Source organism: Kitasatospora sp. NE20-6, assembly GCF_045862635.1.
On record NZ_BPRL01000075.1, the window covers coordinates 1 to 16,805 of the forward strand.

The 16,805-nt window shown below is 71.2% G+C and carries 3 protein-coding genes; 1 reads left to right on the top strand and 2 read right to left on the bottom strand.

Annotated elements, in window-relative coordinates:
• Positions 1-11 precede the first annotated feature (11 nt).
• Both SNE206_RS34850 and SNE206_RS34855 read right to left on the bottom strand, forming a co-directional pair.
• The gene (locus SNE206_RS34850; RefSeq protein WP_407917577.1) at positions 12-1,268 is read right to left on the bottom strand and encodes a branched-chain amino acid ABC transporter substrate-binding protein; all 1,257 of its coding nucleotides are present in this window, start codon (positions 1,266-1,268) and stop codon (positions 12-14) included.
• Between the two features lie 237 nt (positions 1,269-1,505).
• On the bottom strand, positions 1,506-16,460 hold the full coding sequence (locus tag SNE206_RS34855; RefSeq protein WP_407917578.1) for an EndoU domain-containing protein: 14,955 nt from the start codon (positions 16,458-16,460) through the stop codon (positions 1,506-1,508).
• A gap of 72 nt (positions 16,461-16,532) precedes the next feature.
• Here SNE206_RS34855 and SNE206_RS34860 point away from each other — a divergent pair.
• The coding region (locus SNE206_RS34860) for a hypothetical protein (RefSeq protein WP_407917579.1) at positions 16,533-16,805 on the top strand (273 nt) is incomplete at its 3' end.

A 16,805-nucleotide genomic window follows, 5' to 3' on the forward strand; every position in this document is an offset into this window, starting at 1 on the left:
CTGCGTCTCCGCTACCGGCGCTCCAGACGGCCGTACGGGACCACAGTCTCCCACTTCCCGTTCCGGACGCGGTACAGGGAGACGATCTGGGTGCGCCGGTCGCCGTATTCGTCGAAGGCCAGATCCCCGGTCACGCCGAAGAAGCTGATCTCCTGGACGGCCTGGACCATCGACTCGCGGAATCGGGTCGTCCCGGGAAACTTCCCCCTGTTGTCGGACATGACTCTCTGCACGGCCAGCATCAGTGCCCAGGCGCTGTCGTAGGCGTACGGCCCGAAGGTGCCGGCCGGTTCCGGGTAGGCGGCCTTCTCGTAGGCACTGACGAATCCGTAGGCGGACGGCAGGTCGTCGATCGCGATCCCGTCCGCGGTCGCCATGTTGCCGTCGGCAATCACACTGCCGCTCAGTTTGAGGTAGTCGTCGTCGTGCATGGCGTCACCGCCGAGCAGCGGAATACCGAGACCGGCCTTTCGCAGCGCCACGGAGAGCGGAGCAGCCTGCGGTGACTCACCGCCGTAATAGACGAGCTGGGCCTTCGATCTGCGAATATCGTCGATCAGCGCAGCGAAGTCGGTGCTGTCGGCCTCGAGCTTGGAGCGGACCACGGCCTTTCCGCCGATCCGGGTGAACTCATCGATGAACTCGTCGGCCAGGCCCACGCCATAGGCCTTGGTGTCGCTGACCACGGCAACGTTTTCGAGGTTGAGCTTGTGCCGCACGTACTGGGCGGCATAAGGGCCCTGGACGGCGTCAGAGGTGACCGTCCGGAAGTACGAGGTGTAGGGGCGTTTCTTGCCGCGGGACTTGTAGTCAGGTCCCCATGTCAGAGCCGGCAGGGTGTTCGACGGCGAGATCTGCGGCAGCCCGCCCCGCGCCAGTACCGGGGCCATCTCAAGCCCCACCGAAGAGTTGTACGGGCCGACGACGCCGGCAACCGCGGGGTCCGCGACGAACAGTGCCGCATTCGTCTTGCTGGTCTGCGGGTCGGCCTGGTCGTCGAGGGCTCTCATGGTGAAGTGCACCCCCGGCGCGAGATGCTTGCTGTTGGCCTTGGCCAGGGCCAACTCCACCGAGTGCTTGATGCCGAGCCCCGGAGCCGCCAGCTTTCCGCTGAGCGGAACATCGACCCCGATCACCATCTCTATCGGGTCGGCGGTGTCGCTCAGGCCCAGGGCGGAGCAGGAACAGAGCACCAACGAGCTGGCGACGGCCAGGGCGAAGGCCGGCCCGGCCCGGCCGGCTCTGCTGAGGATTCGAGGGGTGCGCATATCTCTCCTGGCGGTCATCCGTCCGCAGGCCGGGCCGACCACCGGGCATGCCGATGCAGGCCCCTGGGCACCGCGGTCCTTGGGGTGTCTACGGTGTCCTGCGGCCGCAAGGCCACTGCCGGCAGGACGGTCGCAGGCGTGGCCCCGCGACGCGTGCATCGTGCTCCCACACGTATTCTGTTCACACGTGCGCAAAGGGGCTCCGGGTTCACGGGCCGCAGCCGCCCCCTCACGGAGTCAGACAGGCTTTTCAGCGCCGATCTCCGGGGCCACCTCGACGAGGACCTGACGTTCCACCAATCCGAAGCCGTAAGCCCTGGTCGCGAATCCGGCCCGGCGGGGTGCCTGCGGGGTGCCAGGCTGGAGCTCCGGTTCCTTCTGCCGGGCTCGCAGGCGAACGAGCAGCTCGGCCAGGCGCGCACCGAGGCCCGGTTCGCCATCGGCGGGGCGGGGCTGTGCAGGGCGGTCGTCCTCGCTGCGGGTGAGGGATTCGGCGAGCTCCGCGCGGGCTTGCGGGTCAAGGGGTGCCAGTTCCCGGACCGGCAGGTCCGGATCCTTGATGCGTGCTGCCAGCACCGCCAGCCTCTGCTCGAAGCCGGTGAGCGCCGGGCAGGCCAGCAGGCGCGCGAGGGCCGTCCTGAAAAGTGCCGGGTCCGTTCGATGGTGTTCCAGGCCGATCTGCTCGGCGGCGGCAAGCCACTGCCCGAACCTCGACCGGCGCTCCTCGTCACCCTCCCAGGAACGGGCATGGCCGAAGGCGAGCTCGGCCCGCACCAGGAAGAGGAGTGCCGGCCGTGGCAGCAGGTCGATCCCGCCGCCTTCCTGAACGGCCCGCATCGAGTCGAGCAGCACGTGCAGTTCCTCATGTGCCATCTGCGCCATGAGCGGCCGCCCGGCCTGGCCGTCCAGCCGCACGGCGGGAAGGTCGGTGAACGGGACCGTCCGGTCGAGGTGGGCCAAGAACTCCGACTGCGCCATGGGAACACTGCCGAGCTCGGTCAGGCGGGCGCGAAGCTGCGCGATCCGGGCAGCGGCCCGTGCGTACCGGTGGGCGATCGGACCTCGCTCGCCGTCCGCCGACTCGGGCTGCGGCAGCCGGTCCAGCCGATCGATCAGCGCCTCCGCGGAGAGCACCCCGAGTCTGACCGCCTGAATACCGCTCGACACCAGGACGTCGAAGCGGTCGCCGGGTTCCTCGGTGCGCCTGTTCCATCGTATGTCGCTGCGTACCAGGGCGAGGACTGACATGAAACCCTGGAACTCGGGAGAGTCCGCCGCCCCGAACTGGCGCTCCAGAGTCTCGACGACCGTGTCCAGGTCGAGGACGGGTCCGGACTGCTCCGGGGCGCCCGCGCCGACCACGGAGAGCAGTGCCCCCAACACCCGGCGCACGAGCACGGACGTCGGCTCCCGGGTGCCGAGCAACGCCAGCAGCGAAGCCCGGAGAACCAGCTCCGGTTCGGCGTAACGACCGACGAGTTCGGACACCTGCCGGGCCACGACACCGAAGTCGCCCTTGGTGAGGCGGCCCTCGACGACCTTCCGCACAGCCTCGGTCAGCTCCTGGATGCGCTGCTCGACCTCGGGCCGCTCGTGGGGAGCGAGGGAAAGCGGCCAGGGCGCCGGCTCGGCGGATGCGATCGGTGCGCGCTCCGTGCGGAAACCGACGTCCGGTGAGAGCGTGTCCAACCGCTTGCGAAGGCTTCGGACCTCGGCATCGAAACTGGAGGGCGGAGCCGGGCTGTGGTGCCGGGCCCGCTCGACCAGGGCGTCGAGAACCATCCGTGCATAGCGGACCGGCGCCGTGGCACCGCCGTACCCGCGCACCTCGCCGTCCAGACGCGCACGCAGCCCGTCACGCCACTTCTTGGCGGCGGCCGGCTGCGCCGGGCTGCCCGCGACGGCCAGGTGGATGTCGAGGAGCCGCATCGTCCGGTCACCCAGCTCCGACATGCCGCCGACCGAGGCGAGACTCTCGATGCCACTCAGCAGATTGACCTCCGTCCGGATCTCCAGTTCGCCGGCAAGGCCGAGCCGGACCAATTCGGCCCAGCAGTTCGCCATCGTCTCCATGCGGGCGCTGACGGCCGAGTGCGGGCTGTTCGTCGGGGCGTTGGCGACGACCACCCCGTCGGCGCTCCCGGCGAGGAGTTCACCGCGGACGGACAGGACCAGCGCCAGGGCGCTCCTCTCCACGAGCTCGCCGGTCCCTTCCGGGTCACCGGTGAGGTGGCGCAGTTGCCGGACCTCCGCGAGCATCGACATCAGCGCCCGCGGGGAGACGACACCCAGCGCCAGCCGCTTGGCGGCGTCGGGGCCCGTCAGAAGTGCGTGGCGCAGCATGATCTCCGCTTCCGACGGGGTGCCTGACAGCGCGAGCAGGGTCGACCACCACGCGTCGTGGTCCTGCCCCACAAGGCGGGTGATCGAGGCGAGCACCTGCTGCTGGGTCGATGCCGCGGCAAGCTCAGCACGCTGCTTCCGGACGAGGGTCTCCCGGAACTCGGCGAACTTCTCCGTGGTCGGCTCCGACCGCAGACGCCACAGCTCCTCCACGCCCACGAAGTGCTGGGCGAAGGCCCGGGCGTACGCCGCCAGGGGTCCTCCCCCGAGTTCGATGACGTCGGCCTCCTGTACCTCCAGCACCAGGGCCGTCGAGGTCCAATCGGCTTCGCTGACGGCGTCCCGGTCCGGATCGTCCTGATGCCGCACCAGTGTTCGCGCGGTGCCCAGGATGTGACGTGCGTGCGGCAGATAGTGCTCGGCGGCCATGCTGCGGTCGAAGTGCTGACCGATCTGGTAGTGCCGTGCCCTCAGCAGGTTCGCTTCCCGGTAGGTCATGTAGCCCGCCTCGCGGGCCTGCCACACCTGGAACCGCATCTGCAGGACCCAGCTCTTGAGCAGGTTTTCCCTGTGCTGCTCCGCCCAGGTTGTGTTGCCGAGGACCAGGTCCTCCAGGTGCCGGGTCAGATCATCGACCCGGTCCCCGACACCGGCCGCCCACCACCCGGTGCGGTCGTCCGGTTCGGTCGTGCGCTGTCGGCGGGTGGTCCGGTCCTGCAGCTCACGGAGCCGGGTCAGCTCTGTGTCGAGATCGCCGAGCCGGCCGGCAACCCGCGTCACGTACGATCCGTCATCGCCGATCTTGAACGCGAAGCGGATGTCGCTGATCCACATCCGCTGCTCGGGCTCGTTCCTCTCCTTCAGCCGCAGTTGGCCGAAGTGCTCCGCAAGCTCCTCCGCGGTCATCTCGCCCGCCCGGACCAGCTGCAGGCCCCTGAGGGCCAGAACCTGGAGGTGCTGGTCGTAGACGCGCCGTGGGACGGATCCGCCGTGGCCGGAAAGCAGAACGGTGCTGTGCAGCACCGCCGGCCAGTAGGTGAACCGCTCGGGCAGCAGCCGGTCGCCCTGCCAGTCGTCCGCGAGTTCCTGAAGTGCGGTCAGCGCGCGCAGGATGTCGTCAGCGCGGCGCCCGAAGCCCTCGCCCTCGAGCAGAGCCGAGCCGACGGCCTCGCGCAGCCCTGCCACGGCCTCGCGCATCACCGCCACGTCCGGCACACCGCCCATACCGGTCCCCGCCACCAGCCCATCCACCACCGCGACGGCCTTGAGCAACCCGAGCGAGACCGTCAGCCGCCCCCGCGCAGTCGTGTCCAGCCGCACCGCATGGGCCAGGGCTGCATCCGCCATGCCCCGCAACACCACCGCGCTCAGCCGACCGGCCACGACCTCGCGACGCCCCGCCTCCCACAGCACGTCCACCCGCCCCGCGACAACGGCCTCCGCCGGCGCCTTCCTCGGTCTCCCCGCAGGCAGCACCGTCTCCGCCAGACGCCTCGCGTCCTCGTCCGCCCCCGGCACCGTTGACCGCTGCGCCGCGGCCCCGTGCGCAGGCCCCGGCAGCGGCACCGCCACCGTCCAGGGGTTGACCTCCAGCAGACCGGCTCCGCGGGCCGCACCGGGCTGCCGGTACGCCGGAAGCGCCGTACGGATATCGCCCGCTTCGACGTAGCCCGCCACCCAGTTGCCGTACACGTCCATCCCCTGGAACCCGCCCAGCACCCGGTCCACCCCCGCCGGACCGTTCAGGAAGCCCGGCTGGAGGTTCACCTCGCCCGACTGCACCGCGTGCCGGTACGCCTGCGTCACACTCCGCTTGATCACCGACCACGACAGGTGCGACGGGTAGAGCGACTTGACCACCGACGCCGCCGGACCGTCCAACGGCTGGTACACGATGCGGCCCGTCCGTACACCGTTCACCAGCGGCTCCGACAGGTCCTGCGCCTCCACCGGCAACAACGCCCCGTCCCGAACCATGATCCGGTTCTGTGCGTCCAGCTGGTGCCCCCCGGACAGCCACGCCCTCACGCTCCCCGAGCGTCCCCTGACCCGGAATTCCGCCGTAAGCAGGTGCGAACGGAAGTCGGCCGGATTGCCGAAGCCGACCCACACCTCCTCGTCCCGCAGGGCGCCAGGTGCGCCGGAACCGGACGGACCCCCGCTCTTCTTCTTCGGCATCCACCGCACCGACTCGTCCGGCGCCGACGCACCCCGCTCCGCGCTCACCGGGAACTCCCCGCCCACCAGCGTCGGCAACGGCCCCTTCAGCGCGGCCAGCAGGTCAGGCCCGAGGCCGACCGGCCCACCACCACCCGCCGGATGGAGAACGAACCGTGCAGGCTTCCAAATGCCCCTTCTCGGCGCACCGTTGACGTCGAACTCGTAACGGCCTGCCATCACCGCCCCGTCCGGCGTCGTGAACACCGGACCGTCCGCACCCACCACGTGCAGACCCGGCGCCAGCCCCCCGATCACCTCTGCCGCCGATAGACCACCCTTCACCGGCACATCCACGTCACAGCCCACGAACACCAGCAACTGCCCGTCCACCAGGTTCTTCGGCCCGATCACCTCCCGGTGGAACTCCGCCGCATCCAGCGCCCGCCCACCGACCAGGAACCGCCCCCCGCCGTCGGTGTGCACGTGCACCACCACCGCGTTCCCCACCTTCGGGAACGAGAACGCCGCCTGCAACTGCGCCCGCCCGTCGTCCGCGAAACCCGCCGCGCCCTTGACGGGCACGAAGAAACCTGACGGCGTCGGCACACCGTGCGCGAACTCCTCCGGTGTCTCCAGCCCTTCCAGCAGGACCTCCGACACCTCTGTCCCGGCCGCGACCGTCACAGCGCCCGTGGGGGCGTTCGCGGGGGCTGCATCGGGCACCGCCCAGTAGTCGGTGATCAGGCCGTTCTCGACCGTCACCTCCAGCTCTACACCGGCGAACACGCCGCCCATCACCTGCTCCGAGGTGCTTCCCGGGACGGTGACGACGACCTTCGGCCGTGTCATCACGCGGAACGCGGCGTACGCCGCTTCCTCCGCGGTCCAGTGCGCGGGAAAGGTGTCCACGGCGGCAGTGCCGCCGGGCGCGAACACCGCCGACGGGTCGTAGTCGTCGGCGAACGGCAACCTCTCGATCGGGCCGTCCGAGCGGCCGGAGTCGGCGGGATCGGGCTCGCGCAGGGTCGAGGGGTGGTCCAGCGGGTCGAGGGCCTCCAGGGCCCGGCCGAGCCGTCTCTGCCCCTCGACCGGGTCCGCGTCGACCGGCGGCCGCCAACCGACGGGTGGCACGAGCTCGGCCGCGTCCAGGGCCAGGTCGACCAGGTCGTCCGGCCCGGCGCCCAGGACCGTACGGAGGATGTCCGCCAGGTCCTCGTCCTGCAGGCTCACCACCGAGGCGTCGGCGGTGAGCGAGTGCCCGGCGTCCTGTGGATCCGGCGCTTCCACGAGCCGGACCTCGACCAGCGGAGCCCCGTCGGGCCGGTCGAGTCCGTTGTACCAGGCGTCCAGTGCCTCGGCCAGGCGCTCGCCGAGTTCCGCGGCCGGCTGGGGGTCGCCGGTGAGGTGGAGCGGTATGCCGAGCGAGACCCCCCGTTGCCCGTTGGCGAACAGCACGTGCCGGACGACCAGCTTGTGCGGCAGCCCGTCCCGGCCGACGACATCGACGACGCGCGGCCCGACCTCTCCGACGGGTACGGCCGCGCGGGGCCAGCGGAGATAGGGCTGCTCGGCGGTCGGGCGGTACGCGACGTGCTGCCCGTCCCGCACCAGTCCTTCGATCCTGATCCCGCCTGCCTCGCCCTCCCAGCGATAGGTCCGCCCGTCGGCCTCCCACCGAAGCGCCTGCGACTGGACAGCCGTGCCGTGGGCGTTCTGCACGGCGTCCATCAGACCGGCGAGCAGCCAGTTCCTCGGGAACATGGTGTGCTCGTCGCCGTCGACGTGCCTGCGCCAGCGCGTCGGCAGGTCCGCCTCGGGATCGTCCGGGTGCACCGACGGGTCGAGGAAGTGCACGGTGGCCCGCTGGGTTCCGTTCTCGTGCCTGCCGCGGAGGTCGAAGCGCAGAGCGTGGCTGACGTCCTCGCTCGACATCGGCAGGTGGTGTGCACCGGTGCGGGTGCGGCGGTCGCCGTACCGGGCCGCGTCCACGACCCGTTGCGCGAACGCGGGCCCGTCGGATCCATTTATCGTCACAGGGCGGGGAGCCGGGACATACGCCGGAACCTCCAGACCCCCCTGGTCGCCGGCCGGGCGGAACCAGGTGAACTCCCCGTGCCGGAGCTCGCCCTCGATCCGCACCCCGCCGTACACACCCGTCCACCGGTGGGCGCCGTCCACCGAGCCGATCGGCTCCAGCCCGCCGTTGCGCAGCGCGTCCAGGTACGCCTGCTCCGCCGCGTACACCGCGTCGTCCTCGGTCCAGTACGCCGGGAACATCATCTGCGGCTGCGGCTGCGGCACGGCCAGGTCACCCGCGACCGGGTGCACGGCGGTCGCACGCGCCGCACCCCTGCCCGCGCCGACCGGGCGCACCACCTGGAACGTGCCGTTGGCGTTCACCTCCGTTGCCGGTCCTGTCCGCCTGCGGCGGGACGCTCCGGACGGGGGCAAGTGACCGTCTGCGCCCCGGTGGCCGTACAGCACCGCACGGCGGACCTCCAGCGGGAAGACCGCCCGGGACGGCAGACCGTCCGAGCGTGCCTCGCGCTCGGCGGCGACGACGATCCCGCGGTCGGAGCGGAGGGAAGCGGTGCCGAGCGCCCCCTCGGTCCAGGCCCCCAGCTGCCGCAGCAGGCGGGGCGGGATCCAGCGGCGTCCGGGGGAGAGGGCGCCGGGGAACCGGTAGTCGGTGTCGTTGTCGGTCAGGCCGCGGCCATCGACGAAGTAGCCGGTCATGAGGGAGCCGTCCGAGTAGACCGGCCAGCCGTGCCAGCCCTCCTCGCGGTACTCGTCGTGCAGGCCGAAAAAGTGCCCGATCTCGTGGGCGAGTACGTACGGCGGGCTGCCGAAGCCCCACTCCGTCGAATGCTCGCGTTCGATGTGCTCCAGGAGCGCCACCACGTGATCGGCGTCCGGCGCATCCGCGACGAACTCGATGCCCATCCGCAGCAGATCGCCGTTGGGCAGCCGTGCACCGGTGTTGTAGTGCTCGTCGAGCGCCCGGACGGCGCGGTCCTGCACCTCGCGCACCTGGTCGGCGGTGAGCGCCGGGCCGGCGGGCCTCTCCTCGACGTCGAGGTGGATCCGCACCGACAGCCGGCTCTCGATGCGGCCGTCCGCCAGCCGCACCCGTTGCACCCGGAAACGCCTGACCCGCTGGGGAGCGAGGGCCCCGCCCCACTCGGCCAGCTCACGGCTCGGCCGTAGAACCTCCGCCTCCGCCAGGACGACGGTACCGGCCCCGGCCTGCCCAGGCGCCTCACCGTCCACGGCGGGCGGCATGCCGGCCGGGGCGGGCTCCACGGGACCGGGTGCGTCGAACAGCAGCGGCTCCGTCGGCGGGACGGCCGTGTCCGCGGGTGCTCCGGACGTCTCCCCGCCCATCGGCCGGAACCCGACGATCAGCCCGGACCGGACATCCACCTCCAACGGCACGCCGGCGAACGCGCCCCGGTGGACGGTCAGCCCGCCACCGGCGTCCTTGGACGACACGGGATCCGTCACGACCCGGTACGCGGCGAAGCGGGCGTCCTCCGCCGTCCAGGTCCCCGGGAACCCGTCGGCCGCGCTCGGGCGGTGCCGCTCACCGGGATCGAACGCCTCATCGAGAACCTCCCACGAGGCGTCCACCAGCGTCGTACCCACGCCCCCGGCATGGCGGGCGCCCGGCTGCGGTTCGCGCAGCGTCGAGGGGTAGGCAAGGGGGTCGGCGGCCCTGATCGCCAGATCCAGCGCCGTACGGCCCTCAACGGGCCCCACTGCGCCCTGCGCGGAGTACGCCTCCGGTGCAACCGGATGCTGCGCCTGCACGGCCCGGGCCAGGGCGTCGAGGGCCACCGGGTCAGGCAACACGCCCAGAAGCTCGATCAGGAGCGCCTTCAGTCCCTCGCCGTCGCGGTCCGCCATCCCCGCGGTGACCTTGACGCCGACCACCCCGGGGGCCGACTTCAGCGCGTGCTTCAGCGCCACCCGGACGAGTGGGCCGCCCGGCAGCCCCGGGAGCTTGTGGTAGACCTTGCCCAGTATCGCGTTGAGACGGGCTGCAAGCTGTTTGACGGCGTCCCGGTCCTCGCCCCGGAGGTGGAGGTGCACGCCCAGAACGACGCCGTGCTGCCCGCTGTCGAACAGCACCTGCTGGACCGTCGCCCGTCGCCGACCGCTCCCGGCCAGCAGTTCGACGGTCCGGCGCTCGCTCTCGCCGACCCAGGGAAAGGCGGGCCAGAACAGGTAGGGCTGTACCGGGGTCGGTCGGAAGGCCGCGTGCTGCCCGTCGCGCACCAGGCCCTCGATCCGCACCCCGCGCACCTCGCCCACCCACCGGTAGGTGCGGCCGTCCGGCTCCCACTCGTACTGCGCGCCTGCGACGGCCTGGCGGTGTGCCTCCTCCACCGCATCGAGGACGTCGTCCGCCGTCCAGTCGCGGGGGAACATCGTGTGGTCGGCCCCGTCCTCGTGCAGCCACCACAGGGATGGAACCTTGGCCTCCGGGCTGTCGGGCCTCACGGCGGGGTCGAGGAACCATACGGTCGCGGTGTACGTACCGTTCTCGTTCTCCGTTTCAGGGAAGATCTGGAGCCCGGCCCGGCGCGCCACCGCCGAGGGCGGTGCGTGGTGGGCTCCGGTGCGGGAGCGGCGGTCGCCGTACCGGACGACGTCCTGCACGCGCTGCCCGAACGCCGGCCCCCTGGCCGTCACCTGCATCGGCGCCGGGATGTACGCCGGGACCTGCAGGCTTTCCCCGTCGGGGCCCTCCTGGTCGTCGGCCGGACGGAACCAGGTGAACTCCCCGTGCCACAGCTCCCCCTCGATCCGCACCCCGCCGTACACGCCCGCCCAACGGAACACCCCCTCCAACGCCCCGACCGGCCTCGTCCCGCCGCTGCGCAGCGCGTCCAGGTACGCCTGCTCCGCCGCGTACACCGCATCGTCCTCGGTCCAGTACTCCGGGAACATCACCCGCGTCTCCGGGAACATCACCCGCGTCAGCGGCTGCACCGGAACCGCCAAGTCACCCGCCGGGCCACCCGTCACGAGGCTCGACGGCGCGACCAGGCGCACACCGACACCCGCGCCCTCCACCCGGAACGTCCCGTTCGCATGCACGGGCCCGAACCGGACCGGCCGCACCCGCGACGACAACCCCACCGGCATCAGATGCCCGCCCGCACCCGACGACGACCCGTACAACGCCCGCCCTCGCACCTCCAACGAGAACGAAGCCCGCCCCGGCAGCCCACCCGGCACCGACCCGCCGTCCACGACCCGCGGCACCGACTTCCCGAACGCCGTGTCCACCCACGCACCCAACTGCCGCAGGTGACGCGACGCCACCCAGCCCCGACCCCAACCGGAAGGCTTGTTCTGGCCGTCCACCGTCGGCCTGCCACGGCTGTCCAGATAGTTGCCGCCCATCAGCGAACCGTCCGTATAGACCGTCCTCGGCCCGGCAGCAGCCACCTCGCGGTACTCGTCCGCAAAACCCAGCAGGTGCCCCAACTCGTGCGCGAGACTCACCGAGGCGGTATTGAGGCCCCAGTTCCTGTGATCGGCACGGGGCTGGTGTCGGTGGACCGCCACGATGTGCTGGGCCGCACCACGCTCCCCGACGAACTCCACCTGCACGCGCAGAAGTTCGCCACCCGGCAGCCGCGAACCCTGGCTGTACGCCCGGCCCGCCTCCCACAGCGCACGCTCCCTCAGGTCCGCCAGCTCCTCCGGCGTGATCCCCTGCTCCTGCACGTCCAGGAAGACCCGCAACACCGCCCGCAGCTCGACCTCACCGTCCGCCCGCCGCCACCGCTGCGCCTCGAACCGCCTGACGACCGCCAGGCTCTGGCCGGGCAGCAGACCGAGTTCGTCCTGCGTGGGCGGCTCGACCTGTGCGACGGCCAGCAGGAGGGCCTCCGGGTCCACCTCGGGGCCGGTCGGGGCCGTGCCCGGCTCCCCCTCGACCGCGCCCACCGGCATGTCACCTGTGTACAGCACCCCGGCGCCGACCCCGGACGTACTGTCCGCCGCCGTCGGCACGGACTCGGCGGGCAGGGCGTGGTGGCCGGCGATGAGACCGATCGCGGACGCCCGCTGCGCGATCTCGTCAAGCCATTCGGCCCGTTCGGAGTCGAGCGGCTCCGGTCCGGGGTCGGACTCGCGGGCGGTGAGTCGGCCCAGGAACTGCGCCACGCTCTCGTGCAGGCCCCGCTCCGCCGGCGGCCGGGCCGGGCCCGGGGAGACCGGGGCCTGCCGGGAGGCCCCTGCGGCCGCCGGCGGAATCGGGTCGTCCCAGCCCGTGCTGCGACCGGTCAGGTCGACCGGAACCAGTTCCTCCACCGGGGTGTCGGGGGAGGCCAGCCGGGCCGCCAGCAGGCCTGCCCTCCGCTCGTAGCCATGACCCGCCGGGATCCGGGCACTCGCCAGGCGGTCGAAGGACGCACGGACCAGCTCAGGAGCGACCCGGTACACGTCGAGCCCCACGGCTTCGAGGGCGGCGAGCCACCGGTGGAAAGCCTGCACGACGTCCTCGGCCGATCCGGTCGTCCGGGCCCCCCGGTAGCCGAGTTGCTCCCGCAGCACGACGAGGGCGCCCAGCTGCGGCAGGAGGTCGATGCCACCGTTCTCCTGGGATCCGGCCAGTTGGATGAGACCGCCGATCAGGTCCGCGTGGTAGGCGCGGGACATCTCACCCTCCCCGTCATCCGCGCCCTCCCCGTCATCCGTGTCCTCCGCGCCATCCGGCGGCAGGTCACCGAACTCCCCCAGCCCCTCCATGAATTCGATGAACTCGCTCTCCGCCATGGGAGTGGCTGCGAGCACAAGCGTGCGGTTCCACAGGGCAGCAGTCCAAGCAGCACCGCGCAGCTGCACCGTCTCCGTGGCCAGGGGCCCGTCCGACTCACCCCCCAGCAGAGGGAGCTGCTCGAGACGGGCGAGATACCCCTCCACCGAGAGCGAAGCCGTCCGCACCGCAGCAAGCCCGTGGTCGGCCAGGATGCTGCGCCGTACCGCGATGTCCGCCACCGCGGACACCGACGCGGCGAGGTCGGTCCCGGACTCGGCCAGGGCCCGGATCTCGTCGGCGGTCATTCCGCGGTACTTGGCCTGCCACTTCCGGTCGCTCTCGATCACCTCCAGAGCGTCCTGAAGGTCCCGCATCACGAAGCCCATGATGGTCGCCCGGGTCGACTCCGCTTCCCCGTGCTCCATTTGAAGACGCCGCAGCATTTTCACGACGCCCTCCTCGTTCAGCCTGTGCCGCGCCGGGTATTCGGCACCGGGTGCGCTGACGCGCAGCAGCGCACGGACCGCGAACGAGACGACCATCTCGTCCGGCTGCTGCATGCCGACCAGGGCCAGTACGGCGGCGCGCAGGGCGAGAGCCGGGTCGGCCTGGCGGTGGACCAGATGTGCGACCTGTCGCGAGATGGTCTCGTAGGCATCGGCATCGAGCCGGTGGGCCAGAACCTTCTGCACCGCATCGGCCAGTTGGTCCAACTGGCGGGACATCTCGGCGTGCGCCTCCGGGGCGAGGGACTCGGGCTCGGGGTCCGGCGAGGCCGCCGGGACGGGGCCCCGCTCGCTCTGGAATTCGGTTTCGCAGGGGAAGGCGTCGAGGAGCTTGCGGATGTTGCGGACCTGTCCGTCGAAATCCGCCGTGGAAGGAGCTCCGGTGGGCTTGCGGGTGCGTTCGACCAGGGCGTCCAGCACCGTCACCGCGTACCGGGCCGGTACGGTCACGACGTCGCCCCCCTGGGCGGGCGCCGGGCTCGCGCCCTTGTCGGCGTACCCCTTGACCTCCTTGCGCAGCCGGTCCAGCAGGGAGTTGCGCCAGCCCACCAAGTCCACCGACTGATCCGGGCCCGCGGCAACCGCCAGGTGGATGTCGAGCAGTCGCCGAGCCCGCTCACCCAGCAGTGCCATTCCATTTGCGCGGGTGTACTCCTGGACGAAGTCCCGCCGCGCCAGGTCGCCCTGCACCTCGGCCACGGTCGCGAACCCGGATCGCACCAGTTCCGCCCAGCCGTTCGCCATGATCTCCAGGCGGGCGAGGATTCCCGCGGAATGCAAGCGCGAGGTGGCGTTGCCCAGGACGACTCCGTCGGTTGCGCCCTCCAGGAACGACCGGCCAACCTCGCACATCAGCTGTCGGACGCGCGAGTTCCAGTACACGAGCACTGGGTGGCCGGCGGACAGCACGTGCCTCCACAGCCTGATCTCAGACATCCGCAGCATCCAGCGCCGTGGTGAGACGGCACCGGTCAGGAGTCGCTCCAGGCCGACTTCGCCCAGGTGTTCCTCGGACTTCAGCTCGACGTCCTGCCGGGTCGGGCCTCCCTGCTGGGCGGTGGCGACAATCCACTCGCCCTCACTGCGCTGCGCGGCCAGCCAGACGCGGCGTACCCGGTTGTCGGCCACGTCTTCGTCGCAGTCGTCCTCGGCCACCCTGATCTTCTCGAGGAAGTCCTCCAGGCTTTCGGGTGTCGGGGTGATCCGCAGGTTCTCCAGCTGGAGCTGCATGCTGAGGTTCTGCTTCCGGGCGTACGCCTGCTGGGCGAGGGCCCCACCGGCCAGGCTGCGAAGGTGGATCTCGTTCAGCTCCCAGGACCAGCGGACGTCGTTCCAGTCGGCCACCGTCGTGGTGGGGTCCGGATCGGACGGATGGTTCAGCAGGGGGCGGCCGGCCCGGAGCGCCCGCTCGGCCTCCGACTGGTACAGCTCGATGGCGGCGAGACTCCCGCTGGCGAGCCTGCCCATCGCCAGGACCCGCTCGGTAAGCACGACAGCATCGGCATGGGGTAGGTATCCCAACTCCTTCGCCTGCCAGATCTGCTGCCTGAGCTGGAGGCCGTGACTACGGAGGAACTGATAGCGCTCGGGGAATTTGCCCGAATCCGCCCGCGTCGTCTTGGCCAGGGTCCTGTGGAGGGTGTCGAGTCGCACAAAGACCTCGGCGGCCTGAGTGGCGTACCTCGCATCGGGCGCGGTGCGGGGCCGCACCGGGTTCTTCTCCTGCATCTCCTCCAGCCTGCCGATCTCGGCAGTGAGGTGGTCGAGGCGCTGGTCGACGGCCTTCCCGTAGGTCTCGGGCCGACTGGCCCCGATGGCCTGGCGGATGTCGCTGATCCACATCCGCTGCTCGCCGTCGTGCTTGTCCTTGAGCCGCAACAGGCTGAAGTGGGCTGCGAGTTCGTCTGCGGTCAGCTCCCCGCCCTCCAGCAGGTGGACGCCCCTGGTGGCGAGGACCTGGAGGTGCTGGTCGTAGACCCTCCGCGGAACCGAGCTGCCGTGGCGCGACAGCAGCACCGAGCTGTGCAACACCGCCGGCCAGTGGTTGAACCGGTCCGGCAGCGCCTGCTCGCCGTGCCAGTCGTCCGCAAGTTCCTGGAAAGAGGTCAGCGCCCGCAGCACTGCGTCCGCCCACCGGCCGAAGCCCACGCCCTCCAGCAGCACCGTGCCCACGGCCTCCCGCAGACCGGCCACCGCTCCCTGCATCACCGCCACGTCCAGCGCACTGCTCGACCCGGACGCCGCCAACACGAGCCCGTCCAGCACCGCCACCGCCTTCAGCAACCCCAGCGACGCCGCCAGCCGCACCCGTGCCTCCGGTGCCAGCCGACCCACGTGCACCAGCGCCGCATCCGCCGACCCGCGCAGCGCCGCCACACTCAACCGCCCCGCCGCCACCTCCCGGCGCCCCGCCTCCCACAACACGTCCACCCGCTCCACCAGCACCGCCTCGGCCTGAGCGCCCTTCAACCTCCCCGCCGGCAAAGCCGTCTCCGCCAACCGCCGCGTGTCCTCGCCCGCCACCGGCTCCGGCATCACCCGCGCGGAGGCCGCCACCGGCTCCGGCACCACCCGCGCGGAAGCCGCCACCGGCGCCGACACCACCCAGGGATTGGCTTCCAGCACCCCGATCCCCCGCGCCGGACCTGGCTGCCGGTACGCCGGGAAGGCCGTATGGATATCGCCCGCATCCGCATAGCCAGCCACCCAGTTGCCGTACACGTCCACCCCCTGGAACCGGCCCAGGACCCGGTCCACCCCTGCCGGACCAGTCAGGAATCCCTCCTGAAGGTTGACCTCGCCCGACTGCACCGCGTGCCGGTATGCCTGCATGACACTCTGCTTGATCACCGACCACGACAGGTGCGACGGGTAGAGACTCTTGACCCCCGACACCGCTTCCCCCTCCAGCGGCTGGTACACCACCTTCCCCTCCCGCACGCCGTTCACCAGCGGCTCCGACAGCTCGCTCACCACCACTGGCAGCTCCGCCGCGCCGTCCCGCACCATGATCCGGCCCAGCGCGTCCACCTGGTGGCCTCCCGACAGCCACACCTTCGGCCGCCATGACCAGGTGTACATCCGTGTCTTCAGCTCCGCCGACAGCAGGTGCCAGCGGAACTGCGCCGGATCTCCGAAGCCGACCCACACCTCCTCGTCGCGCAGGTCGGCACCCGCGCGTACACCAGGCTGCCCGCCGCTCTTCTTCTTCGGCATCCACCGCACCAGCTCACCCGGCGCCCCCGCCACCCGGTCACCACTCACCGGGAACTCCCCACCGACCAGCACCGGCACCCGCTCCGCCAGCGCCACCAGCAGATCCGGCCCCAGATCGAAACTCCCACCACCCGCCCGGTGCAGCACGAACCGACCCGGCCGCCAACTACCCACCACCGGACGACCATCCACACCGAAGTCATACCGACCCGCCAGCACCGACCCATCCGGCGTCGTGAACACCGGACCATCCGCACCCACCACATGCAGACCCCGCGCCAACCCCCCGATCACCACCGCCGCCGACACACCACCCGCCACCGACACATCCACATCACAACCCACGAACACCAACAACTGCCCAGCCACCAGACCCTTCGGCCCGATCACCTCACGGTAAAACTCCGCCGCACCCAACGCCCTGTTCCCGACCAGGAACCGCCCCCCACCATCGGTATGCACATGCACCACCACCGCATTCCCCACCACCGGAAACCCGAACGCCGCCCGCAACTGCACCGCACCGTCATCCGCAAA

Coding starts and splice junctions, on each gene's coding strand:
- SNE206_RS34850 (WP_407917577.1), bottom strand. CDS start 1,268: ATGCGCACCCCTCGAATCCTCAGCAGAGCCGGCCGGGCCGGGCCGGCC.